Origin of the sequence: Pantoea ananatis PA13, assembly GCF_000233595.1 — a bacterium.
Lineage (GTDB): Bacteria > Pseudomonadota > Gammaproteobacteria > Enterobacterales > Enterobacteriaceae > Pantoea > Pantoea ananatis.
Genome location: NC_017553.1, coordinates 90,439 through 114,711 on the forward strand (window position 1 = coordinate 90,439; position 24,273 = coordinate 114,711).

Consider the following 24,273-nt stretch of genomic DNA (forward strand, 5'->3'; position numbering starts at 1 on the left):
GCTCAGTCTAGGGCGAGAGCCGGCAGGTAGCCAGATCTGTATCGTTAAAATGCGCAAGATTTTGCAAATCAGACGCAGGTTCATAGAAGCGTGCGTCCTCATCAGTTGGGACACTGTGTTCTGCTTCGTTTAAAGGAAAAAGCATGAACGCATTACTCTATGCTGTGGTCGTGGTTATCTGGGGTACAACCTGGATTGCCATCTTTTTGCAACAAGGGCCCGTTGATGTCACGGTGTCCGTTTTCTGGCGCTTCGCCATAGCCAGTATTTTATTGCTGACGCTCCTGCAGATAATGGGGCGCCTGCGCAGATTATCGCCGCGCGATCATCTGTTTTGCGCTTTGCAGGGCTGCTGTGTATTTTGCTTTAATTTTTGGTGCTTTTACACCGCCGCCGGTTATATCAATACCGGTTTAGAGTCCGTGATTTTTTCCATGGCGGTGCTGTATAACGCAGTAAACAGTTATCTGTTTTTTGGGCAGCGCCCCCAGCCGCGTTTCTGGTTTGCGGTCACGCTGGGATTAACGGGCATGATCCTGTTGTTTTGGGACGATCTGCACATCAGCGGCGCAAGCGGTGGACTGTGGCGAGGCATCGGCCTGTCGGCGTTGGGCACGTTTGGCTTTTCTCTGGGCAACATGATCAGCCTGCGGCATCAGCGCAGACAGCTGGAAACCATGACCACTAACGCCTGGGCTATGTTATACGGCGCAATGGTCATGGGCATTATCGCTCTACTTCGTGGCGTGAGTTTCTCACCGCTCTGGACACTGAGCTACCTCAGTGCCTTGCTATATTTGTCCATATTCGGTTCGGTCATTGCGTTTTGGGCGTATTTCACCCTGGTCAGACGTACGGGCGCCGCTAAAGCCGCATACACAACACTGATGTTTCCGTTGGTTGCCCTCACCTTATCGACGGTTTATGAAGGCTATCACTGGCAAAGCCACAGCGTGGTGGGATTGCTGATGATCCTGGGCGGTAACCTGGTGATGTTCGGACGTCCCTTGCGCTGGCCAAAACCGAAACCCATGCCGGGCACGCTATAAAGCAGTGATCAGATAAGGCGTTATTCACTGGCTTGCGGAATGCTCTGCGGCTGAAGTTGATATATCCATGCGGTGACACTGTCACCGTTTTCCAGGGCCACCTTAACGCTGATCCGGTCATAACCCTCCTCAAATTCATCCAGCATCGGCCAGTGTAGGTACAGATTGTCCGAGGAAAAAAGAAAGCCCTGCACTTGTGGCCCGCGATCGTCCACAACAATACCGGGGAAGCCTGCAGCCGCGCCGCGCCCTTCAGTAAAAAAAACGCCCCGGACAACTCCGGCCTGCCAGGCGCCACCGATGTTCTCCAGAAGAGAGGCGTTACTGCGGCCCGGACACAGGGTGCCATAAACAAACAACCTTTCCATATTCGTCTCTGTCACAAAAACTGCCACCTTACCTGTCTGGAATGTCGTTGTCATCAGGCAGGGGCGATCAGGTCACGAGTCTGTATATCAGGCTGATAAACAACAACCTTATGCAAGGCAACGCGCAAATAGAACAGGGTTTAATCGCTAAAGGCTGAGGCAAGTCATTATTTTTTATTCCCGTCAGCGGTTGAGTGACTTAGTCTTTATTTTCTATTTATCAAGTTTTAGAAATTAAATATATCTCTGATTAACAGGTAAAGCTGGTTTGTACTGTGCCGATAAGAATGCATTGCGATAACCTTTTTTCAATTTCACACTCAGGGGCTTTTATGACTATTACCCAGCGTTTGGTGCTGGCATTTTCATTGCTGGCGTTATCACTTTGTGCGCTCGTTGCTGTTTCATTATCCGTGATATCCGGTTTCCAGTCGCGCTTTGAATATGTTCAGGTGAATGCGATACCCAGCATTAAAGATCTGAACAAGTCAATCAGTGCAACTAACCAGCTCGGGCTGGCATTGTATCGTCATCAGTCGATGGCCGACAGCGCGAAACAGTCCGCAGCTGAAGATAAAATCAATGGCATTCTTGATAATATTAAATCGCTGAATGACTACTATATGGCGAATGATATTTCCAGTGATGAAGATAAAGCGATGACGGTACAGGCGCAACGTAACCTTGACGCGGTTCGTAGCACGCTTCCGGCATTTCTTGCAGCTTCGCGCAGTCACGATAATGCCCTGTCGCTAGAACAGCTTCAGGGCGAAAACGGCATTGGCGCCGCTGCCCGCAAAATGGAGTCTGACTTCACCAAACAAATCGATTTGAATATTAAAATTGGTGATGGATTAAGAGCAGAGAATAACCGTATTTATTCACAGACGTTTTGGATGATGACAAGTGCATCCGTGCTGGTTATTGTGTTACTCGGCCTGTTCTCTGTCAGTATTATTCTGGGAATTAAAAGAAGCCTGACCAGCATTAAAGATACGATGTCGACCGTCAGTAATAACCTTAATTTAACCTGTTCAGCGCCTGTCCTCAGAAACGATGAAATAGGCCAGACCGCATCAGCGTTTAATGATTTGTTGAAACGTGTATCCACCACTCTGATGTCTGTGAACCATTCAGCGCAATCTGTCAGTACGGGCGCGACGCAAATCGCAGCGGGCAATGAAGACCTGTCATCGCGTACGGAACAACAGGCGGCTTCACTGGAAGAAACGTCAGTCAGTATGGCGACGCTGAGCGATACCGTGCGTCAGAATGCGGAAGGTGCGGTACAGGCCAGCAATCTGGCAAATAATGCCAATACGCTGTCCAAACAAAACGGCTCCGCAGTCAGTCAAATGTTGACGACGATGGGCGACATTCGCGGCAGTTCTGCCAAAATTTCTGAAATCACCGGGCTTATTGAGGGGATTGCTTTCCAGACCAATATCCTGGCGCTTAATGCCGCGGTAGAAGCGGCACGTGCCGGTGAACACGGTAGGGGGTTCGCGGTCGTCGCCTCTGAGGTCCGTAATCTGGCACAGCGCTCTTCGTCCGCAGCCCGGGAGATTAAAGATCTTATCAACGTGTCAGTTTCACAAGTTGAGCAGGGCCTTGAGCAGGCAACAAGCGTGGGCAGCAATTCAGACAACGTCAGCAATGCTATTCAACAGGTCGCTGATTTAGTCAATGAAATTGCGGCCGCTACGGCCGAGCAGAGTAAAGGCATTGAGCAGGTTCATCTGGCCATCGGGCAAATGGATGAAGTGACGCAGCAAAACGCCTCACTGGTTGAAGAAGCGTCTTCGGCGTCTAAATCTCTGCAGGAGCAGGCAGAAACGCTGTCGAGACTGGTTTCAACCTTTAAGGTTAATGACAGTGTCACCCAGGTTGCTTCACCAGCCAGTGTGCCGGTGAGCCCGTCAGTACCCGCATTGAAAAGGCCGGATTTGAAAGCAGTCAACGTCGATAAGGTTAACTGGGAAAGTTTCTGATGCCTTCTTTAGGGATCTAAGCCCGCCGGTGCCTGCTGGCGACAAAAAGCGCTGTGTACGACAGCGCTTTTTTATTGCCCGATGCACGTCTTTTCTGCCAGTAAAGCGGGTGAGCGTGTCGCTTGTTGTCCTGGGTAACAGGCAGGCCTGATCAGGCCCCCTGTTACTGCCGGTTATCACTCACTGATCTTGCACCTGATTCTGACGGCGTCCTTCTCTTTGCATGACCAGGCTGAGCGAGGCCGGTAACAGCGTTAACGTGACCAGCGTTCCGGTGACCAGACCGCCGATAATGGCGTACGCCATTGGCCCCCAGAACACCTGCCGGGAGATGGGCAACATGCCGAATATCGCCGCACAAGCCGTCAGTAATATTGGTCGGGCGCGATGAATAGCCGCGTGATAAATCGCCTCGTTGTGCATCATGCCTGCCTGAGTATTACTGTCCACCTCACTGATCATGATCACCGCGTTACGGATGATCATGCCTGCCAGCGCGATAATCCCTAACAGCGCAACAAATCCCATTGGCGTTCCACTCGGCAACATGGCGATAACGATGCCGGGTAAGCCGAAAGGGGCCATCAGCAGCGCCAGCAACATTCTTGAGAAGCGTTTCAACTGCAGCATCAACAGGATAAGCATCACACTCAGCGTGACCGGCAACACCGCAAACACCGATCGGTTACCTTTATCCGATTCGGCGACGGTACCGCCTTCTTCAATATGATAGCCGGCAGGCAAGGACGCGCGGAATGTATCCAGTTCGGGCTTCAGCTGATCTGAAACGTTTTCAGCACGCGCCGTAGGGGCAATATCGGTTTGCACCGTAATGTAAGGCTGGCGCTGACGTCGCCAGATAACCGGATCCTCAAGCTGCCATTTCAATGTCGCAACCTGACCCAGTGGGATTTTCTGTCCAGAGGCGGTATCCAGCATCAGACCGTTGAGGATATCGGTATTTTGCCGTTCCTCATCGTTTCCCCTGAGCACCACATCAATCAGTCGGTTACGATCACGGATCGTGGTTACCGTACTGCCTGACGTCACAGTATTCAGCATGGAGGCAATGCTTTCAGAAGAGACACCAACCGCACGCGCTGCCGTCTGATTGACATCAAGTCTGATAACCCGCTCGGGTTCACCTGCTGTCATATTCACCTCACGCGTATTTGGCGATCGTGACAGCTGTAAGGCCAGTTTTTCCGCAATTTCACGAACCTGCCTGTAGTCGGGGCCTGTAACGCGGTACTTTAGCGGCCAGCCAATCGGTGGCCCCAGTTCAAGGGGCGAAACGCGCGAGGTGATATCACTAAAGTCACGTGCCAGGATGTGATCCAGCTTGTTGCGTACTCTGTCACGAGCGTCAAGGCTCTTCGCAACCACCACCAGCTGGGCAGTATTTTCATTGTCCAGCAAGACCTCCATCGGCAAATAGAAACGTACCGCGCCAGAGCCGACATAACTGGAGAAATGATCGATGTCGTTATCGCTGCGTATCAGGTTTTCCAGTTGTCCGGTTCGCCGGGTGGTTTCGGTTTGAGAGGCATTCGCGGGCAATGTCAGGTTCACTAACAGCTCAGGGCGGTCTGAAGCGGGGAAAAATTCCCCCTGCATCAGCGTTGTGCCGAAGATCCCCATGCCCAGCAGCAGGAGGGCGAGAGTGACCGTCGTCCAGCGATATTTAAGCGTTTGATCGAGCAGGCGGCGATAAAATCGGCCCATCAGCCCCGGCTGTTTGTGCGTTGCGTGGGCGCTATCGGTCAGCAGCCAGGTGCCTGTCACGGGTGAAAACAGAATAGCCACCACCCAGGAGCAGAGCAGAGAAATCAAGACAACCGCAAAAAGCGAGTAACAATATTCGCCCGCGCTGGAGGCGGCAAAGCCCACTGGGATAAAACCGGCTATCATCACCAGCGTGCCCGTCAGCATAGGGAAGGCCGTGGTTTTAAACGCAAATGTTGCCGCCTGCCATTTGCTGTCGCCTGCTTCAATGCGTGACACCATGGTTTCCACCGTGATCATCGCATCATCAACCAGCAGCCCGAGTGCAATAATTAAGGCGCCCAGTGAAATACGTTGCAAACCTATCCCTGCAAACGTCATTCCAACAAACGTCATAGCCAGCACCAACGGGATCGCCGCCGCGACCACCAGCCCCGCCCGAAAACCCAGCGAAAAAAAGGATATCGCCAGGACAATGATGACGGCTTCCGCCAGCACCTGAACAAATCCGCTAACCGCCGTTTTGACGACGGTGGATTGATCGGCGACTTTTATCATATTGATACCATGCGGTAACTGGCTGGCGATAATTGCCATCCGCTGATTGAGTGCCTGGCCAAATCTGAGCATGTTGCCAGAAGGGGCCATGGAAACCGCCAGCCCAATGGCGGGCTCACCATTGACACGAAAGGTGGAAGAGGGTGGCTGTGAGGGCTGAAGCGAGATCGTCGCAATATCCGACAGCGGGATAAAGCGCTGACCAATGCGCAGTGTAACCGCCTCCAGGTTTGCCACCGTCGTCAGCGCACCGCTGACACGAAGCGCAATATTCTCTTTATCGGTGCGTATTTCCCCCGCGGGCGCCACGGCATTCTGCGCCGTTAATGCATCGCTGACTTGCTGAAGCGTAAGGCCCATACCATCCAGCTTCCTGGGTGAGAAGGCGATAACAATCTGCTCCTCCTGTTCACCCAACAGGGTAATTTTGCCCGTGTCAGGCACATCCATCAGGTCACGACGAATATTATCGACCTTATCGCGCAGTTCACGTGGGCTGAAGCCATCGGCGGTAAAACCATAAATGGTGCCAAACGTATCACCAAACTCATCATTGACGCCTGGGCCCTGAACGCCTTGCGGCAGGCTTGGGGCGATATCCTGCATTTTTTTCCGGATCTGGTACCAGATGGTTGGAACCTGTGCCGGGGGCGTATCATCGCGCAGATTAACAAATATCACCGTCTTGCCAGCCCGCGTTTCACTTTCAATAAAATCCAGCGAAGGCGTTTCCTGAAGCTTTTTTTCCAACGTATCGGTGACCAACTGCATGGTGTCTTCGACCGTGGCGCCAGGCCACTGTGCCGACACCACCGCCGTTTTAATCGTAAAGGCGGGATCTTCATTACGCGGCAGATCGATGTAGCTGAGAACACCCGTCGTCATCACTAACAGCATAAAGAAGATCACCAGCTGCTGGTGCGCTAGCGCCCAGGCGGACAGGTTAACGCCGTGCAGAGTGCTGTCCGGTTTCATTTGTCGTTCTCCTCAAGCCTGACGCGCTCGCCTGGCAGCAATGTTTTTACGCCTGCGGTGACCACGCGCTCGCCCGGCTGCACGCCAGCGCTGAGATAGATCTGCTGTGCATCAAACCGCGTCAGTTGGATGGGCCTGACCTGAATCTGCTGGGTTTTGCTGTTAACGACGAAGACGGCAGGCCGCTCCCCGGCTCGCGTGAGTGCACTGGCTGGCAGCGCAATGACCTGGTCCACTTTTCCGGGAAAAGTGCCCAGTACCGTTGAACCCAGTGCCATATCGGCTGGCGGATTGGTCAGCGTCACGCGAAGCCGCCAGGTGCGGGTTTGTGAATCGGCCTGCGGGCTGATATCACGAAACTGCCCGTCCGCCTTCAGCGCAGGATTGGATAACAGCGCGATCCGGATCGGCGTGGTTGTCGCCTTTTCTGTGAGTGTAGGTTCGGCGAGGTCAAACACGGCATCGCGCTTGCCGTCGGCTGCCAGCGTCATGACCGTCTGCGCCGCACTCACCACCTGCCCGGGCTGAACGTTTATCGAGGTGATCACGCCGTCACGCGGTGCGGTGAGCTGTGTCCAGGCCATATTATCGCGCGCATTTTTAAGCGCAGCCTCACTGCTTTGACGGCGGGAAACGGCGACCTGCCAGTCACCTTGCGCGCTATCTAACTGCGCGCGGGAGATGGCACCGCCCGGCATGAGCAGCTTCATACGGTGAAGCGTGAGAGCGGCAACGCGCTCCGATGCCCGTGCACTGTTGAGATCGGCCGTCGCGCTGCTGAGCTGATTTTGGGCAGCGTTACTCTCTAATGTCGCAAGCACCTGACCTGCGGTAACGTGCTGACCCATATCGGTCGTTCGGGCGGTTACCCGACCCTCCAGTCTGAACGCTAACGCTATTTCTTCGTGCGCCCGGATCTCACCCGTTTGCGTCATAAGACCGCCACTGGAAAAAGGCGGTACCGTCAGGGTACGGACGGGACGTAGCGTGTCCCGCTGGGCAGGCTTTTCATCTCTACACCCTGCAAGTATCAAGATGCCCACCACGAACAGTGGCGGTACAGCAGCGTTGAAGAGGGTGAGGTGGCGCAGCGCCTGGCGAGCAAAACAAGGAATAAAATCTGTCATAGCCGGATTCCTTAAATGAGACAGCCTCATTTAACGTGGCTTATGTCCAGAATCCTTTTATGAATCATCAAGAAATGGTCAAGGTCAGCAAAAATGCCTGGCGCAGGGCGCGCAGGCTTCACTTTTGCCGGTCCTACTCTGCTGGCAGGCTTTCTATTATGGGTAGCGTAATCATGATGTGTAATCCTCCTTCAGGCGGCAGGCTGGCACGGATAGCACCGCCGTGAGCCTCAACGATGGCTTTCGCAATAGACAATCCCAAACCGCTCCCGCCAGAATGACGGGCCCGGGAGGAGTCTGCCCGGGTGAAACGGTCAAACATAACGCTTAAGAACTGAGGATCGACACCCGGACCATAATCACGAAACTGCAGGGTGATGGCGGAGTCTGGGGCGTGCGCATCAATGGAAATTCGCTTGCCTTCGGCCGCATAGCGCAATGCATTCTCCATTAAAATCGTGATCACCTGACCGAAGCGGAAAGCATCGCCCGTATAAGGCAGCGATGTTGGTGACTGAACATCTATTTCCACCTGCTTAGCCTCCGCCTGTAGCGCCAGCCAGGAAGCCCTTTCCCGCACCAGGTCAGTAAGATTAAACCGGGACAGATTCAGGCTCAGCTGACCGGCATCGGCTAGCGACAGCAGATGGAGCTCGTCTGTCAGCCGGCTCAGTTGCGTCAGCTGCTTCATAATCATGGAAAACTGCCGAGGTTCGGGTTCAAACACGCCGTCCACAATGCCCTGTAGTCGCCCCATGGCCGCGGTTAAGGGCGAGCGGAGTTCATGGGCAATCGCAACATGTGAGGCTTTAAGTTCACGCTCATAGCGCGCCAGCTGCTGGGTCATCAGGTTAAAGTCATCGGTGAACCGCACTAACTCCTGCGGCGCGCCTTTTACCTGACCGACCGAGGTGCTGAATTTTCCCCGTGCGACATCACGCGCCGCGTGCGCCAACTGGCTGAATTGTTTTGCCAGCGGCAAGGCAAAGCGCAATCCCATCACCACAAAAAAGGGAATAATGAAAGCGACCAGCACGGCTACGGTAATCCAGTCCGAAGACGCAATAGAAGGGTCGGAAAAGCCAACGCCCCACCATTGATCGACGATCTGATGAAAGCGAGCCGGATCCTGCTCCGGATGCAGGCGCAGTTGGGAAAACTCTGCCCAGAGTGCGGCGGGCATACGGTAGTAAACCCAGAGTATTTGCAGGGCAAATCTCAGCCACATGCAAAAGGCGATAAGAATCACGCCGCCTAAGCCGAGAATCAGTATGCGGATACAGATCCAGCGCCACATTGAATCGTTGCTGTCTGGCTTCATGGTTGTCTGAACCTGTAACCCACGCTGCGCACTGCGGGTAAAATCTCCGTCATCCCTGCGGCCTCAAGCTTGCGGCGGAGATTGTAGACGTGTGTATCAACGACGCGTTCAAGCGCATCACTCTCTGGCAGACAGTTCTCGAGCAAAAACAGTCGGCTGAACGGGCGAGTGGGTGCGCGCATTAAGGTCACCAGAATGGAAAATTCCGTCGGTGTCAGATCGAGTCGGTGAGTGCCTTGTGCATTGTTAACCACCGCGGTCAGGGAGTCAGGATCGACCTCCAGCCCTGCCCAGCATAGCTTATCATCCGCCACTTTCGCTTGCCGCGCGCGGCGCAGTACGGCCTGAACGCGCGCGACCACCTCGCCGGGATGGTAGGGTTTAACGACATAGTCATCTGCGCCATAGCGCAACGCGCCGATTCTGTCTGGCGCGTCTCCCATCGCGGTTACCATAATAACGGGCGTGTCACCGCTGCGTCTGATCGCGGCCAGCACTTCGGTGCCATTCATCACCGGCAGCATGACGTCCAGCAATATCAGGTCAGGTTGCCAACGCCCGACCTGTTCCAGCCCCGTCATGCCGTTACTGGCGACCATCACGTCATAGCCATCACGTTTCAGATAGGCTTCCAGTACGCTGGCGGCATCGGCGTCATCTTCAATAATCAGTACGCGTTTTGTTTTCATTTGGGCCACCTTGACCGTTTCTCCATCGTTTCCTGGGCTTTTGTTGACATGCTGTTTTTATACTCCAGCCTGGTCGCGACAATGTCGCCTTCATGACACCACCTGATGAGATCAAGCAAAGTGATAATAACCGGAAAACATGCGCTTCACATGGTCAGTTTAATGCTGACGCTAAGTGTTCTGAATGCCAGGGCAGATGACAGTTCTGCGCCGGAAAACAGCCTGACAGTGGGTTTGGCGGCAAACAATGCACCACGTTACAGCGGGGCGAAACAGCATCACTGGCAAGCCGTTCCGGTTATCCAGTGGCGCGAGGGGCCGATATTTTTTGATTCTCAGAAAGGGATAGGTTACGACTTACAGGCTGAAAACGGCCTTTACCTGGAGCATACACTGGGATTAAGTCTGGGTCGCTCAGACCGTGATTCGTCGTGGCGAGCAGGGGACGACAGCCTGAAAGGCATGGAGAATATCGATCCGGTTGTCAATACCGCCCTGGCTCTCGGTTGGTCGGTAACGCCCTGGTTTATCGTGGAAGGAAAAGCGACGCTTCCTCTAAGCGACAGCCAGGGTGTTCAGTATCAGACATCGGTCACCCTCATTCCATGGCAGACGAAAAGTGACACTGTAGCATTGCAGATAGCAGGACTGTTTGGGGATGCGCGCTATATCAACACGTTTTACGGGGTAAGCAGGGAGCAGCATGTCCGAAGCGGGTACGCCGATTACACCGCCCATGGCGGCTTCTATGGGACGGATGCCAGTGTGACATGGAGCCATCAGTTTGCTTCAGGATGGGGAACCAGTTTAATCGGCGATTACAGCTGGCTGGATAAAAACGCGGCGGACAGTCCAATTGTCTTCCGCCGCGGGGGGGCCTCCGTGACGGCGGCAATCACCTACTCATTCTGACAGGCCAGACCAACAGGATTGTCTGACGGCTGCGGGCGCTGAGTTCCTGTGAGGGTTAAGCCAACCCCCAAAACAGGTCTGTCAGCGCTTAACCTTTATGGCATGCAATCCGGTCATAGCCTGTTGGCGATTTCTTTGCGGCTGCTTTGCGCTTTTTGCTGTTGATCTTAGGCAGCCAAATCCTGAACTGCTCAGCCAGCAGTCTCGCCTGTTGTTCATCAACCGTCCGGCAAATAAACAGCTTACTCTTGGTCTGATGCGTCACATCAGTGGCATAAATTTCGTAGCTGCTGCCGCGCTGATCGTATTCGATGTCGGTGAAATGCATGTGTGGCCACAGGCCAGTTCTGACCTCAAATTTGCTCAATTCCATGTTTGTTACCGTTAAGTTATTGCTGTGATTAATGTCGTTATCCCTGGTCGGGCCAGTAAATGTAGAACAAATTAGGATTTGTGCCAGTGCGAGGCAAAATTTTTCCGTATTTTTCAAGAGTAATGTGTAAAATCAAGGTATTACCCTCTAATGCAGACTGGTCTTAAGGAGAAAAAATGATTGTCAGGACATGGCACGGATGCGTTCCGCGAGAACATGCCGAAGGGTTTGCCCGCCATCTACAAAAGACGGGTGTTGAGCACGCCCTGGCGACGCCAGGGAATAAAGCCGCTTTCGTGCATCAGGAAGCGCAGGGAGAGTGGCAGCATTTTTTTCTGGCGACGTACTGGGAGGATTTAACTGCAGTGAAAAAGTTTGCGGGTGAAAATTACCACGTCGCCGTGACCTGGCCGGATGATAAGGCCTTTGCCTTAGTCTCTGACCCCTATATTTCCAGCATCAGGTGAGCGAAATCGTGCCGCTGTAAATGCTCAATATCGGTGCACCCGTCGGTTGATGAAATCAGCCGACAGGCTGACAAAAGCGGAGAAGATAGCCGTCGGGGTCCTGAACCAGGAACTCTTTTTGACATTCGACGCGTTCGCCCGTGTCGTAACAATTTTCGCGTAGCGGCCGAAAGAGGGGCGTACTCAATCTGAGCAGACGACTGTAGAGCGTCTCGATGTCCGGAACGTCAATCTGTAAGTTTATTCCTCGTCCCAGAGGATAGGCCATTTCAGCGGTGAGCCAACCGCCTTCGTGTACCTGTTCAATCATTAGCTGTACTTGACCATAACAGAGATAGGCAAAGTCAGGATTCTCGCGCCTGATTCTCACCTTAAAACCGATCGCCTCCACGTAAAAAGCCCAGGATGCCGCAAAATCCGTCACGGCAAGTTCAGGCACCATCGGGTTCCAGTATTGAGTGGCTGAGGTTTCATTGGGACGCATGGTTACGGGTAACACCCTGAATTTCAATAAAATTGTGGTTAAGTGAAATTTTCTGTCGAATAAAGCGGGCCAGACGACTAATAAATAACGCGATTCACCTCTGTGACTTTCCCCGATCGTAGCGATTCTGTCAATTTTGTCCTCAGCCTTTTTTGAACGCCAAACTGTCTTTTTAGTACCTTCACGCAACTGTCAAACATATCTGTTTATTTAATGTGATTAGTCTGGTAAAAGTGAGAAATATCATGTCAATTTGTTAATTTCTCAAGGTGTTTAATGTTTGGTTAAGGTTCCGGGCGTATGATTTGAGACCGGTGTGAAATAAATATTTTTCTAATGTTTTATTTCTCTTGCCAGATTTTTGTGATTTTGCCTGTTTTTTGCCGATTTTGACGACGTTTGATGAACGTTCAATTGCATTTTTCTCACTTTTGCATTTCAAAATTCATCTCAGTTTGTAGAAAAACGGCAAAACAGTTTAAGGATATTACTTGATGGCGTTTCTTCCGTTTTCCCGCCCATCTCTGGGTGAAACTGAACTGTCTGCAGTACGTGATGTGTTTGCATCGGGATGGATTACTACCGGGCCAAAATGTGCAGAACTTGAGCGTGCATTCTGCCAGCTGACCGGAAATCAACACGCTATCGCCGTGACTTCCGCCACCGCCGGTATGCACGTCATGTTGATGGCGCTGGGCATTAAGGCAGGGGATGAGGTTATTACCCCTTCACTGACCTGGGTTTCCACACTCAACATCATCACTTTACTGGGTGCCACACCGGTCATGATCGATATTGACGTCGATAACCTGATGGTCACGCCTGAAGCCATTGAAGCGGCAATCACCCCAAATACCAAAGCGATCATCCCTGTCCACTACGCTGGCGCACCCGCCGATATCGATGCCATTTATGCTATTGGCAAACGCCATGGCATTCCGGTCATCGAAGATGCGGCACATGCGGCCGGCACGTATTACAAGGGCAAGCATGTTGGCGGGCATGGCAATGCTATTTTTTCATTCCACGCTATCAAAAATATGACCTGCGCCGAGGGTGGTCTGGTCGTGACCGACGATGCTGCCCTTGCCGATCGCATCCGTAGCCTCAAATTTCATGGCCTTGGCGTCGATGCCTTTGACAGACAAACCCATGGCCGTCAGCCGCAGGCGGAAGTCATCATGCCCGGCTTTAAATACAACCTGCCTGATATCAGCGCGGCCATTGCGCTGGTCCAGCTTGAAAAGTTGCCTGAAATCAACCAGCGCCGCGCGGCCATTGCGCAACGCTATCTGGAGGCGCTGAAAGATACGCCCTTCAAGCCGCTGGTTCCGCCCGCCTGGTCGCACCAGCATGCGTGGCATCTCTTCATCATCCGTGTGGATGAGCAGGCATGTGGTTTCTCTCGCGATGCGCTGATGCAGAAGCTTAAAGAGCAGGATATCGGAACCGGCCTCCATTTCCGCGCGGCCCACACACACAAATATTACCGCGAGCACTATCCGCAATTATCGTTGCCCGCGACTGAGTGGAACAGCGAGCGCATTTGTTCGATTCCGCTGTTTCCCGACATGACAGATGATGACGTTGAACGCGTTATCAGCGCACTACGTGAACTGACTGGGGTTTAAATGTTCGACGATAAAGAGATTGAAAAAGTATCGGTAGTGATCCCGGTCTATAACGAGCAGGAAAGTTTACCGGCATTAATTCAGCGCACGAATGATGCCTGTAAAAGTCTTAATCTGGACTATGAGATCCTGTTGGTTGACGACGGGAGCCAGGATGCATCAGCCGTAATGATTGCTGACGCCGCCTCGCTGCCGGACAGCCATATTGTGGCTGTGCTACTCAACCGTAATTATGGCCAGCACTCCGCGATCATGGCGGGCTTCAGTCACGTCAGCGGAGATTTGATTATCACGCTGGATGCAGACTTGCAAAATCCACCTGAAGAGATCCCGCGTCTGGTGGCTGCCGCCCAGGAAGGCTATGACGTTGTGGGCACCGTTCGCCAGAATCGCCAGGACAGCTGGTTCCGCCGTCAGGCATCACGCACCATCAACCAGATGATTCAGCGCGTGACCGGAAAATCGATGGGTGATTATGGTTGCATGCTGCGGGCTTACCGTCGCCACATCATTGATGCCATGCTGAACTGCCACGAGCGCAGCACGTTTATTCCTATTCTGGCGAATACCTTTGCACGACGCACGATCGAATTGCCCGTCACTCATGCTGAACGTGAGCACGGCAGTTCAAAATACAGCTTCATGCGCTTAATCAACCTGATGTATGACCTGGTGACCTGCCTGACCACGACCCCGTTACGTATGCTGAGCGTGCTCGGCAGCCTTATTGCGCTGACTGGTTTTGCCTTCTCCGTGGTGTTAATTCTTCTGCGACTGTGTTTCGGAGCAGCCTGGGCCGGTGATGGCGTCTTCGTGTTATTTGCCGTGCTGTTTATTTTCATCGGCGCGCAGTTTATTGGTATGGGGCTGCTTGGCGAGTATATCGGCCGTATTTACAACGATGTTCGTGCCAGACCTCGCTATTTTATTCAACGTGTTATCAATCCTCAGAAAGACCGTTCTGTACAGGAAACCGAGTAATGAAAACTATCGTCTTCGCTTATCACGACATGGGTTGTGCGGGCATCAATGCGCTGTTAAAAGCGGGCTTTACCATCAGCGCGATCTATACCCATGCCGACACGGCGTCAGAAAATCACTTTTTTGGCTCAGTGGCGCGAATCGCGGCTGAAAATTCTATCCCGGTTTATGCCCCGGAAGAGGTTAACCATCCTCTGTGGATCGATCGCATCAAATCGGCTGAACCCGATGTGATTTTCTCTTTCTATTACCGTAACCTGCTGTGCGATCAGATTCTGAACAGTGCGAAGCAGGGTGCCTTTAACCTTCACGGCTCACTGCTGCCAAAATATCGCGGACGCGCACCATTAAACTGGGCGCTGGTCAACGGAGAAACCGAAACCGGTGTCACTTTACACCGCATGGTTAAAAAAGCGGACGCGGGCGAGATCATTGCTCAGCAGCGTGTCGCCATCGCCGATGAAGATAACGCACTGACGCTGCACCGCAAGCTGGTTGACTGCGCCAGCGCGCTTCTTGAAAGTGCTTTACCTGCCATGAAACAGGGCAACATCGTTGGCACCCCGCAAAATGAAGCGGACGCCACGGTCGTGGGCCGTCGTACGCCAGAAGATGGCCGGATTAACTGGGCGCTGCCTGCCAGCCAAATTAATAATCTGGTGCGTGCGGTGACCGATCCGTGGCCGGGCGCGTTTGCCTTTGCCGGCACCACCAAATTCGTGGTCTGGAAAGCAAAAGTACTCTCCACCCCGCATAACGTCAGGCCCGGCACCGTGCTGTCTGCAGAGCCATTTGTCGTGGCCTGTGGAGAAGGCGCCCTGGAGATTCAGACCGGCCAGACCGCAAACAGCGTGTATATGAACGGTGTTCAGCTGGCTCAGCATCTGGGCATGGTGAATGGCGCACTGCTTTATTCACAGGCCGTTGCAGCCGTAAAACGCCGTACCCGTGTCTTAATTCTGGGTGTGAACGGGTTTATCGGTAACCATCTGACCGAACGTTTGCTGCAGGATGACAATTTCGAAGTCTTTGGTCTGGATATCGGTTCTGATGCGATTAGCCGGTTTGTCGGACATCCACGCTTCCAGTTTGTTGAAGGCGACATCAGTATTCACTCTGAGTGGATTGAGTATCACATCAAAAAATGTGATGTGATACTGCCCCTGGTGGCCATCGCAACACCGATTGAATATACCCGTAATCCGCTGCGCGTTTTCGAACTGGATTTTGAAGAAAACCTCAAAATTGTCCGCGACTGCGTTAAATACGGCAAACGCATTATTTTCCCCTCGACGTCTGAAGTGTACGGCATGTGTACCGATGCGAATTTCGATGAGGATCACTCAAATCTGGTCGTGGGTCCGATTAACAAACAGCGCTGGATTTATTCCGTTTCCAAGCAACTGCTGGATCGCGTTATCTGGGCTTACGGGGAAAAAGAAGGGCTGCGCTTTACCCTGTTCCGTCCTTTCAACTGGATGGGCCCGCGCTTAGACAACCTGAACGCGGCGCGAATTGGGAGTTCACGTGCGATCACTCAGCTGATCTTAAACCTGGTGGAAGGATCGCCCATCAAGCTGTTTGATGGTGGTCGCCAGAAGCGTTGTTTTACCGATATCAGCGACGGTGTCGAAGCGCTGTTTAAAATTATTGAAAACAAAAACAATAATTGCGACGGACAAATCATCAACATCGGTAACCCGGATAACGAAGCCAGCATCAAAGAGCTGGCTGAGCGTCTGCTGGAAAGCTTTGAACGTCATCCGCTGCGTGCCAGCTTCCCACCGTTTGCCGGCTTCCGCGAAGTGGAGAGCAGCAGCTACTACGGCAAGGGCTATCAGGATGTTGAACACCGTAAGCCATCAATCCGTAATGCTAAACGTCTGCTCGGCTGGACGCCTACCGTGGAAATGAACACCACGATTGATAATACGCTCGACTTCTTCCTGCGTACCGTTGAGCTTCAGGACGACAAGGAATGAGAAAGGTTGGTCTGCGTGTTGATGTAGATACCTGGCGCGGGACAAAACTTGGCGTCCCCGCGCTTCTGGATCTGTTCAATAAACATGATCTCCAGGCGTCGTTTTTCTTTAGTGTCGGACCCGACAACATGGGACGCCATTTATGGCGTCTGATGAAACCACGCTTTCTGTGGAAAATGCTGCGCTCACGCGCAGCATCCCTTTATGGCTGGGACATTCTGTTAGCCGGAACGGCCTGGCCAGGAAAGCGGATCGGGGCAGGGATGAGCGATATCATTCGCTCAACCGCCGATCGCCATGAGGTCGGTCTGCATGCCTGGGATCATTTTGCCTGGCAAACCTGGGCGGGCGTCTGGAAAGCGCCGCAGCTCATTCAACAGATAGCGTTAGGGCGCGATGCGCTGGAAGCCATAACAGGACAACCGGTGACCTGCTCAGCGGTGGCCGGATGGCGCGCTGATGGTCGCGTAATCCAGGCAAAAGAAACGTTTGGCTTTCAGTACAACAGCGACTGCCGTGGTACCAGGCCGTTTCGCCCACAGTTAAGAAATGGCGAGCTGGGTACGGTTCAGATCCCTGTCACCTTACCGACATGGGACGAGGTCGTCGGACCCACGCTCAGCGCCGAACGTTTCAACGACTACATTCTGGAAAAAATTCAGGCTGACCAGGGCACGCCGGTTTATACCATCCATGCCGAAGTGGAAGGTATCAGCCAGCTTAGTGCGTTTGATACGTTGTTGCAGCGCGCCCGTGAGCAGGGAATACAGTTTTGCCCGCTGAGCGAACTCTTACCTGCAGACCTCGAAACCTTACCGGTGGGTAAAGTGGTTCGTGGTCATATCGCTGGCCGGGAAGGCTGGTTGGGTTGTGAGAATTTAACAAGGTAAGCACCATGACTGCCACCAAAAAGACCCTATTACTGGTTTCACTTTTTATCCTCTATTATTTAGTCCCTCTGGAGTTCCGTAATCTCTGGCAACCTGACGAAACACGTTATGCCGAAATCAGCCGGGAAATGCTGCAAAACGGTAACTGGATTACGCCGCATTTCTTCGGTCTGCGTTATTTTGAAAAACCGATAGCCGGGTACTGGTTCAACACCGTAGGTCAGGCCATTTTTGGCCACAATAACTTTGCGGTCAGGATTGGTTCGGTCTTCTCAACGTTGATGAGCGCAGTGCTGATTTTCTGGCTGGGCTGCCGTATTTTTGCGCAGCGCAGCGTGGCGCTAACGGCCAGCGTGATCTTTTTAACCTCGCTGCTGGTTTACGGCGTCGGAAGTTACGCGGTGCTGGACCCGATGCTGACATTGTGGATGGTGGCCGCTATGTGCAGCTACTGGTATGCCAGTGAGGCACAAACTAACCCGCAAAGGGTCGTGCGTTATCTGCTGTTAGGGCTGGCCTGCGGTATGGGCTTTATGACCAAAGGTTTTCTGGCTCTTGCCGTACCGGTGATAGCGATCCTGCCCTGGGCCATCTGGCACCAGCGTTTCCGCGAACTGGTTATTTTTGGCCCGCTTGCCATCGTCAGCGCGGCATTAATCAGTGCGCCCTGGGCGATCGCGATTCAGCAGCAGCAACCTGACTTCTGGCATTACTTTTTCTGGGTCGAGCATATTCAGCGTTTTGCAGAAGAGAATGCCCAACACAAAGCGCCTTTCTGGTATTACGTGCCCGTCCTGATCGCCGGTGCGCTTCCCTGGCTGGCGCTGCTGCCTGGCGCATTGCGGTCGGGCTGGCGCGAACGCAAACAGTCTCCCGGTGCGCTTTATCTCCTGAGCTGGGTGGTCATTCCGCTGCTGTTTTTCAGTATCGCAAAGGGCAAACTGCCAACGTATATCCTGCCCTGCTTTGCGCCGTTGGCCTTGCTGATGGCCAGCTATGCCTGGCAAAAAGCCCGCCAGAACACGCGAGTCTTTACCATCAATGCGTGGATAAATATCGTATTCGGTACGGCCTGTATTATTGCGTTATTAGCCGTATTTGCGCCCTGGGGTTTGAGTCATCGACCGCTCTATGGACCGCATCAGTTGCTGGCGCTGTCTATGGCCGTGTTGTCCTTTGCTGGCTGGGCAATTGCGGGGCTTTTCAGCCTGAAATCGCCACAAAGTCGTTGGCTGGCAGCGGCACTAAGCCCGCTGGCTCTGGCACTCTGTGTGGGTTCGGCCATTCCTGAAGGCGTTGAAAACACGAAGCAACCTCAGGTGTTTATTCGCAGCATTGAAAGCAGCCTTGCCAATAGCCGCTACATATTAAGCGATAATTCAGGCGTCTCTTCTGCGATTGCCTGGACGTTGCAGCGTAGCGATATCATTGCATACAGTCAAAAAGGCGAACTGCAATATGGCCTCAGCTTCCCTGATGCGCATTCCTCCTATGTCAGCAGCGAAGATTTCCCGCAGTGGCTTAAGGCACATCGTAAAGCGGGCAATGTCTCATTGATTTTAATGCTGGATCGTGGAGAAGCGACGCCAACAGACTTACCGCCTGCGGATGCTGTTTACCGTAACGGTCGGATGCTTTTGCTGCACTATAACCAGGCTGATGAGTGATGAGTTTGTTGTTGGTCCTGCTGACCAGTCTGCTTACCTGTGCCGGTCAGCTCTGCCAAAAGCAGGCGGCGCGTCAGACCAACCGGGCACGACTTACAGGCTGGCTGGTTGCCAGCCTGGCGCTGCTGGCGCTGGGGATGGTCGTCTGGCTGTTGGTGCTGCAGCGGTTGCCCGTCAGCCTGGCTTATCCAATGCTGAGTATTAATTTCATCCTGGTCGCGCTGGCCGCGCGCTTTGTCTGGCAGGAAAGAATGACCCGCTGGCAGTGGATGGGCACCGTACTGATTGTGGTGGGCGTGGCCATCATAGGGAGTTACGCATGAGAGGCTACCTGCTGGCACTGTGCAGCGTCTTACTGGTGACGCTGGCCCAGCTGATGCTGCGCTGGGCAATGCACCAGTTGCCCGCGCTGCCGATGTTAATAACGCAATACGCGCTTTACTGGCTACCGCTGCTGGTGCTGTGTGGCGGTTTAACGGCGTATGCCTGCTCGATGGTGAGTTGGTTTTTAGCATTGCGCCACCTGCCGCTGAGCCGGGCTTATCCGCTACTGAGCATCAGCTACGTGCTGGTGTGGTTGCTGGCGATCAGCCTTCCGCTGTTTGCAGAGCCGTTCCATGCGGGCGCGATGGCGGGGGTATTTCTGATCCTGGTGGGTTTACTTTGTCTGTGCGTCAAGCCAGGAAAAACGAGCTGAAAGCACGGTTTCGCTCTGAGCCATGTCAGGCAGTTAACGTCTGGCTATGCCGAAAGAGCAGGGGCAGGGTTGGCGAACCGCGTTGATGCGTATCAAACACAAACGCCGGCATTATGCCGGCGTTTTTTATCATCACAGTCAGAACGTTTCCCAGTTACCCTCAGCTGGACTGGGCTGACGAAGAGAGACAGGCGCTTTGGTCACAGATTTTGCTGTGTTGTGGCTAACGGCCATTCCACTCTTGTTCGCGGGCAAACGGAACACGGCGACCGTTTTTTCCAGCTCTTCTGCCTGAGACTCCAGCGAGCTGGCGGCGGCTGAAGACTCTTCAACCAGTGCGGCGTTTTGTTGTGTTGTGGTATCCATTTCTGTCATTGCCTGAGCAATTTGTGATATGCCGCGGTTTTGCTCATCGGAAGCCGCCGCGATTTCGCTCATGATGTCCTTCACCTGCGTGACGGACAAGACTATTTCATCCATCGTCGATCCCGCCTGATCGACCAGCGTGGACCCTTCGTTAACACGATGCAGTGAATCACGGATCAGCGTCTCGATTTCCTTCGCCGCCACAGAACTGCGCTGCGCAAGATTTCTGACTTCGCCGGCGACAACTGCAAAACCCCGACCTTGCTCGCCCGCCCGTGCCGCTTCAACAGCTGCGTTCAGCGCCAGAATATTTGTCTGGAAAGATATTCCATTGATTACGCTGATGATTTCGCCAATTTTACCTGAGCTGGTTGTAATGCCTTGCATGGTGGTGACTACGTTACGAATGATGTCACCGCCCCGTCCGGCATTCGCCGATGCTTCCGTTGCAAGCTGGCTGGCATGGTGCGCGTTTTCAGCATTTTGCTTAACGGTGGAAGTTAACTCTTCCATACTGGCAGCGGTTTGCACCACGGCGGCAGACTGCTGCTCAGTGCGCGATGACAAGTCCATATTACCGGCGGCGATCTCAGAAGAGGCACGCGCCACACTGTTCACTCCGTCGCGCACGTTGGTGATGATGTTTTGCAGACTTTCGTTCATCACGCTGACCGCCTGCATCAACTGGCCCAGTTCGTCGCGCCGCGTGGTTGAAAGCGTGGCGGTAAGGTCGCCTTCAGAGATGCGCTGAGCCACGCTCAACGTTTCTTTCAGCGGTACCGTAATGGCGCGCGTAATACGCCAGGCAACCAACAGGCTGAGCAGGATACACAATGCGGCAACGACGGCGATCTGACGTTCAGCGTTAAGTAGAGCGCTGGTAGATTCAGATGCCTGGTAGTCAAAGAGCTCAGCCACAGATGTATTTAACTTTTCGGCCACTGCACTGAGTTGTGAAGAGGCAGCGGCCTCTGCACCCACGGCAGTCATATAGTCCGTGAAAGCCTGCTTTAATTGCGTCAGATCCGTTTTTTGCGTATTAAGGACCGTCTGGATCTCAGGAATGGCGAGCGCCGAAAGCTGAGTTCGGATCTGCTCAATGGACGTAATATTACCGTAAATTTCGACTTTACTGGCTTCAGTGGGCTTGTCAATAAAGCGCTCGACGTCACCGGCGACCTCCTTCAGTAATGAGGCTAAGCGTAATACCTGCAGCATTGCCTCTGGCTGAGCGGGAATATTCACCCCATCAAGACTTTGCCCAAGCGTGAGCAGATCGTTACCCTGAATAACCGCAGAAGCCGCAAAGGTCTTTTTGGAGGCGAGATAGAATGCCTGGCGCAGGGTTTGATAGCTTTGTAACGCGCTCCCCAGAACGTCAAGCTGTTGTTCACCCTGAGCGTTCCAGTCAAATTTCTTTAACGTGTCAAAATGGGCGCTTAATTCGTTGAGTGCGCGGGCGTTGACCTGAGCATACTGCTCGTCTTTCGTGTACTGATACAGTAAACGGTTCATGCGCGCTTTACTGAGTGTATTGACCATGTTGACGGTAACGTCTTGTTTTGCTGAATTCTCTTTAATGCTCTGGAAACCTTTAAAGGCCAGAAGCGCTATCGCGAGGGTCGCAACGATAAGCACGCCAAAACTCAACCCCAGCTTTTTTCCTATTTTCATATCGGAAAACGTACGTGTAATAAACATAATTTCACCCTGACAGGAAGGAAAAAGAAAGCGTGTTTTGCAGCCTGTATTAACCCCACACTGCTTAATGAAACTTATCGACTACCACCATGAAAACTTTAAAGACAATTTGAAATATAAATTCACAACTGTGACATCAGTCTGTTTAGGCGCTGTTTTACGACTTTTTTATGGTTTAGTATTAACAGTTAAGCCCATAATAGTTAGGGGGCGAATAATTTAAGCAGGTTTTTTGCTGACTTTTTTTTACATTTGAAACCAGAAAAAATATAAAATTTAAAAATCTTTACCAAGAATAAAATATTTTAAAATCAATAAGTTGGTTAATCTGCCTTCCGGCGGGTATTTATTAACATCTTAAAGATTTGATAATCACCCCTGAAACTTAAATTCGCAGAAAAAATACGTTACTTTCTCTTAACATCGCCAGCTTAGTGATTAACATTCTAGTTATAATTTGTATTAGTTAATTACAGAGATTAAATAATATTTCTATGAAACTCGCTCCCTGAGAGGTACGTTTAATCTGATTAATCTTTTTCAACTATTTGGAAACAGGCTAACCAAACATGCAATATATGACCTTTCTTCTTGCTGCATTAATTTTCTGCGGCTCTGCCGCCGCCGCGCCAGCGTCAGAACCCGTTTCACTACTCTCTCGGGCACTGCATGAGAGAATGCTGTTAATGAAGGATGTTGCAGCCTTCAAAAAAACGCACAATAAGCCGATTGAAGACCTGGCTCGGGAACAGGATGTGTTAGCCGAAGCCAAAGAGAAATCGGCAAAAGCTGGCCTCGATCCACAGTCTGTGACCGCTTTTTTTCAGGGACTGATGGATGCAAGTAAAGCGATTCAGTATCGTTATCTGGCAGACTGGTTGAGTGCTCCGCATGCCGTCCCACCCGCCAAAGATCTGGCAGAGTTGCGCCAGCAGATTAATCTGTTAGACGGACAGATTTTGCAAGCCATCAACCAGCAGCTGTCACAGGGTGGTTTTACCAAAGGCGATTTAGCTCAGCTACATCAGCAGCTAAATGTCCAGCATCTGAGTGATAACGACATCAATAACGTTTTGCTGGGGCTGGAGCACATTCGGCTCAAAAAATAACGGTCCGCCGCGCGCGGCGGAATGCACGTCCAACATCCTTGAACGTCTTCTCATACGTTTGCAACGTGACAGGTTGTCTACCTTAACGGGTACCGCAATTTTTACTCTAAGAATCCTTAACTCCCCGAAGCGTCAGCAGGAAGTTGACGCTTCGTAACCCGGCAATTGCGCCTTTCGCGGTGAAAGCACGCTCATCCGGGTTACCTGCGTTTCTTCATTGCTGAAAGCCTGCAGGGCTGTTTAAAGAAAGGTAGGGAATGTCACGATTTATATGGCTGTAGCCGACTACGTCGGGCGTAAGGGGCCGTTCATCATCTGCGCCATCTTTTACGTCCTCTGGCGCCGTCATGCCGCTTAAGCGCCATTCGAAACACGGCTCTCACTGCAGGGGTTAATTCAGATTAAAACGTCCGCTTTGTGCTGTGAGTTCAACCGATAGATGCAACACATTTATTGAACCCTTCTGCGGGTGATTCATAGTCTGGCGTTTTTCTCGGTCTTTCGTTGAGCTGCCTGGCAACACTGTTTAGTCTTTGCTGGCTGTGAACCGATAAGTCAGTTCCCTTTGGAAAATATTGTCTGAGCAACCTGTTCGTATTTTCATTTGAGCCACATTGCCAGGGGGATTGAGGATCGCAGAAGTAAATCTGGATGTCTGCTGCTACAGTAAACCGGGTGTGGCGGGTCATCAGTTCTTAAAGGATCCTCACCCCTGATTGTTTAGAGCGTTGATACTCTCGGAAGCGCTTAAAAACAGGGCATAAATAACCGTCGCAAGCACTTTTTTTTGACAGTCAGTAAAAAACTGAGGTTTTTAGCAATAATATTTTTTTTAGAAAAAGTATGAAAGTGACGCCTTTTTCCAGGGGCAAAATTAAATAATCCTCCCACTTTATGTCACTGCTCACTTGCAGGCAGGTAACAACGAAACAAATCGATTGGAAATTAATCAACTGTGATAGTATGAGTTTCATTCCTCTAAAGGGTAACCACCATGTCTCTTCTCGATTACGCCAGGAAGTTCATGAGTGCTCCGTCCACGGTAGTCTGTCCTGCCTGCGGTTTAAGTTCCTCCCAGCCTGCCTCAAAGATTCGCCTGAAACAGGCTATGCTTTGTCCGGGATGTAAATCTCTCTTTGTCTCTCCACGTTAGCACCTGACTTTCAGATCCGACGATCTTCCCTGTTATACCGTAAAGACCTGGACCTGC

The 24,273-nt window shown here is 52.3% G+C and carries 20 protein-coding genes and 2 pseudogenes; 13 read left to right on the plus strand and 9 right to left on the minus strand.

Annotation, left to right across the window (positions count from 1 at the left end; translation table 11 throughout):
* Positions 1-143 precede the first annotated feature (143 nt).
* On the plus strand, positions 144-1,049 hold the full coding sequence (locus PAGR_RS21935; RefSeq protein ID WP_013027824.1) for a DMT family transporter: 906 nt from the start codon (positions 144-146) through the stop codon (positions 1,047-1,049).
* A 20-nt stretch (positions 1,050-1,069) separates the two neighbouring features.
* Here the strand turns inward: PAGR_RS21935 and PAGR_RS21940 are convergent, their stop codons facing one another.
* A complete protein-coding gene (locus tag PAGR_RS21940; protein ID WP_014333089.1) occupies positions 1,070-1,417 on the minus strand; it encodes a gamma-glutamylcyclotransferase family protein in 348 nt (115 codons plus the stop codon).
* Positions 1,418-1,749: 332 nt separating this feature from the next.
* On the opposite strand from PAGR_RS21940, the gene PAGR_RS21945 reads away from it, so the two are divergent.
* Complete coding sequence (locus PAGR_RS21945) at positions 1,750-3,408, plus strand: methyl-accepting chemotaxis protein (RefSeq protein WP_014604608.1); 1,659 nt, start codon at positions 1,750-1,752, stop codon at positions 3,406-3,408.
* Positions 3,409-3,588: 180 nt separating this feature from the next.
* On the opposite strand, the gene PAGR_RS21950 is transcribed toward PAGR_RS21945, so the two are convergent.
* The 4 genes from PAGR_RS21950 to PAGR_RS21965 all read right to left on the minus strand — a co-directional run bounded on the left by PAGR_RS21950 (position 3,589) and on the right by PAGR_RS21965 (position 9,803).
* Positions 3,589-6,666 (minus strand): efflux RND transporter permease subunit, encoded by a 3,078-nt coding sequence (locus PAGR_RS21950; RefSeq protein ID WP_014604609.1) that lies wholly within the window; start codon positions 6,664-6,666, stop codon positions 3,589-3,591.
* Entirely contained in the window at positions 6,663-7,793 is a 1,131-nt protein-coding gene (locus tag PAGR_RS21955) for an efflux RND transporter periplasmic adaptor subunit (RefSeq protein ID WP_014604610.1), read from the minus strand. The genes PAGR_RS21950 and PAGR_RS21955 overlap by 4 nt, the downstream gene beginning before the upstream one ends.
* Positions 7,794-7,926: 133 nt before the next feature.
* Positions 7,927-9,114: a sensor histidine kinase gene (locus tag PAGR_RS21960; RefSeq protein WP_014604611.1), complete on the minus strand. Its 1,188-nt coding sequence runs from the start codon at positions 9,112-9,114 to the stop codon at positions 7,927-7,929.
* Positions 9,111-9,803, minus strand: a complete 693-nt coding sequence (locus PAGR_RS21965) for a response regulator (protein ID WP_014604612.1) — start codon at positions 9,801-9,803, stop codon at positions 9,111-9,113. Before PAGR_RS21965 ends, PAGR_RS21960 begins: the two co-directional genes overlap by 4 nt.
* Positions 9,804-9,908: 105 nt before the next feature.
* On the opposite strand from PAGR_RS21965, the gene PAGR_RS21970 reads away from it, so the two are divergent.
* Positions 9,909-10,715 (plus strand): MipA/OmpV family protein, encoded by an 807-nt coding sequence (locus PAGR_RS21970; RefSeq protein WP_080561261.1) that lies wholly within the window; start codon positions 9,909-9,911, stop codon positions 10,713-10,715.
* An 88-nt stretch (positions 10,716-10,803) separates the two neighbouring features.
* Here PAGR_RS21970 and PAGR_RS21975 read toward each other — a convergent pair whose 3' ends face one another.
* Complete coding sequence (locus tag PAGR_RS21975; protein WP_227008748.1) at positions 10,804-11,205, minus strand: hypothetical protein; 402 nt, start codon at positions 11,203-11,205, stop codon at positions 10,804-10,806.
* Between the two features lie 59 nt (positions 11,206-11,264).
* Between PAGR_RS21975 and PAGR_RS21980 the strand changes: the two are divergent.
* Positions 11,265-11,575, plus strand: a pseudogene (locus tag PAGR_RS21980) (hypothetical protein).
* Positions 11,576-11,610: 35 nt separating this feature from the next.
* Here PAGR_RS21980 and PAGR_RS21985 read toward each other — a convergent pair.
* A complete protein-coding gene (locus PAGR_RS21985) occupies positions 11,611-11,997 on the minus strand; it encodes a bleomycin resistance protein (RefSeq protein WP_014604616.1) in 387 nt (128 codons plus the stop codon).
* Between the two features lie 536 nt (positions 11,998-12,533).
* Between PAGR_RS21985 and arnB the strand changes: the two genes are divergently transcribed.
* The 7 genes from arnB to arnF are packed head-to-tail and all read left to right on the plus strand — an operon-like array spanning position 12,534 to position 19,887.
* The gene (arnB, locus tag PAGR_RS21990; RefSeq protein ID WP_014333101.1) at positions 12,534-13,670 is read left to right on the plus strand and encodes a UDP-4-amino-4-deoxy-L-arabinose aminotransferase; all 1,137 of its coding nucleotides are present in this window, start codon (positions 12,534-12,536) and stop codon (positions 13,668-13,670) included.
* A complete protein-coding gene (gene arnC / locus PAGR_RS21995) occupies positions 13,671-14,651 on the plus strand; it encodes an undecaprenyl-phosphate 4-deoxy-4-formamido-L-arabinose transferase (protein WP_013027836.1) in 981 nt (326 codons plus the stop codon). It abuts the gene before it with no gap.
* The gene (gene arnA / locus PAGR_RS22000) at positions 14,651-16,633 is read left to right on the plus strand and encodes a bifunctional UDP-4-amino-4-deoxy-L-arabinose formyltransferase/UDP-glucuronic acid oxidase ArnA (RefSeq protein WP_014604617.1); all 1,983 of its coding nucleotides are present in this window, start codon (positions 14,651-14,653) and stop codon (positions 16,631-16,633) included. The genes arnC and arnA overlap by 1 nt, the downstream gene beginning before the upstream one ends.
* Entirely contained in the window at positions 16,630-17,523 is an 894-nt protein-coding gene (gene arnD / locus PAGR_RS22005) for a 4-deoxy-4-formamido-L-arabinose-phosphoundecaprenol deformylase (RefSeq protein ID WP_013027838.1), read from the plus strand. Before arnA ends, arnD begins: the two co-directional genes overlap by 4 nt.
* A gap of 5 nt (positions 17,524-17,528) precedes the next feature.
* On the plus strand, positions 17,529-19,190 hold the full coding sequence (gene arnT / locus PAGR_RS22010) for a lipid IV(A) 4-amino-4-deoxy-L-arabinosyltransferase (protein WP_014333103.1): 1,662 nt from the start codon (positions 17,529-17,531) through the stop codon (positions 19,188-19,190).
* Positions 19,190-19,513 carry a 4-amino-4-deoxy-L-arabinose-phosphoundecaprenol flippase subunit ArnE gene (arnE, locus tag PAGR_RS22015; RefSeq protein ID WP_014333104.1) on the plus strand — a complete coding sequence of 108 codons (324 nt, stop codon included), beginning with the start codon at positions 19,190-19,192 and terminating at the stop codon, positions 19,511-19,513. The genes arnT and arnE overlap by 1 nt, the downstream gene beginning before the upstream one ends.
* Positions 19,510-19,887 carry a 4-amino-4-deoxy-L-arabinose-phosphoundecaprenol flippase subunit ArnF gene (gene arnF / locus PAGR_RS22020; RefSeq protein WP_013027841.1) on the plus strand — a complete coding sequence of 126 codons (378 nt, stop codon included), beginning with the start codon at positions 19,510-19,512 and terminating at the stop codon, positions 19,885-19,887. The genes arnE and arnF overlap by 4 nt, the downstream gene beginning before the upstream one ends.
* A 138-nt stretch (positions 19,888-20,025) precedes the next feature.
* On the opposite strand, the gene PAGR_RS22025 is transcribed toward arnF, so the two are convergent.
* Positions 20,026-21,954, minus strand: coding sequence for a methyl-accepting chemotaxis protein (locus tag PAGR_RS22025; protein WP_014604618.1), 1,929 nt, complete (start codon positions 21,952-21,954; stop codon positions 20,026-20,028).
* A 569-nt stretch (positions 21,955-22,523) separates the two neighbouring features.
* On the opposite strand from PAGR_RS22025, the gene PAGR_RS22030 reads away from it, so the two are divergent.
* Positions 22,524-23,063 (plus strand): chorismate mutase, encoded by a 540-nt coding sequence (locus PAGR_RS22030; protein ID WP_013027843.1) that lies wholly within the window; start codon positions 22,524-22,526, stop codon positions 23,061-23,063.
* A 428-nt stretch (positions 23,064-23,491) separates the two neighbouring features.
* Here PAGR_RS22030 and PAGR_RS23420 read toward each other — a convergent pair.
* A pseudogene (locus PAGR_RS23420) lies at positions 23,492-23,752 on the minus strand (IS30 family transposase); the annotation flags it as partial.
* A 305-nt stretch (positions 23,753-24,057) separates the two neighbouring features.
* Between PAGR_RS23420 and PAGR_RS24210 the strand changes: the two are divergent.
* On the plus strand, positions 24,058-24,216 hold the full coding sequence (locus PAGR_RS24210) for a YnfU family zinc-binding protein (RefSeq protein WP_217267919.1): 159 nt from the start codon (positions 24,058-24,060) through the stop codon (positions 24,214-24,216).
* Positions 24,217-24,273 lie beyond the last annotated feature (57 nt).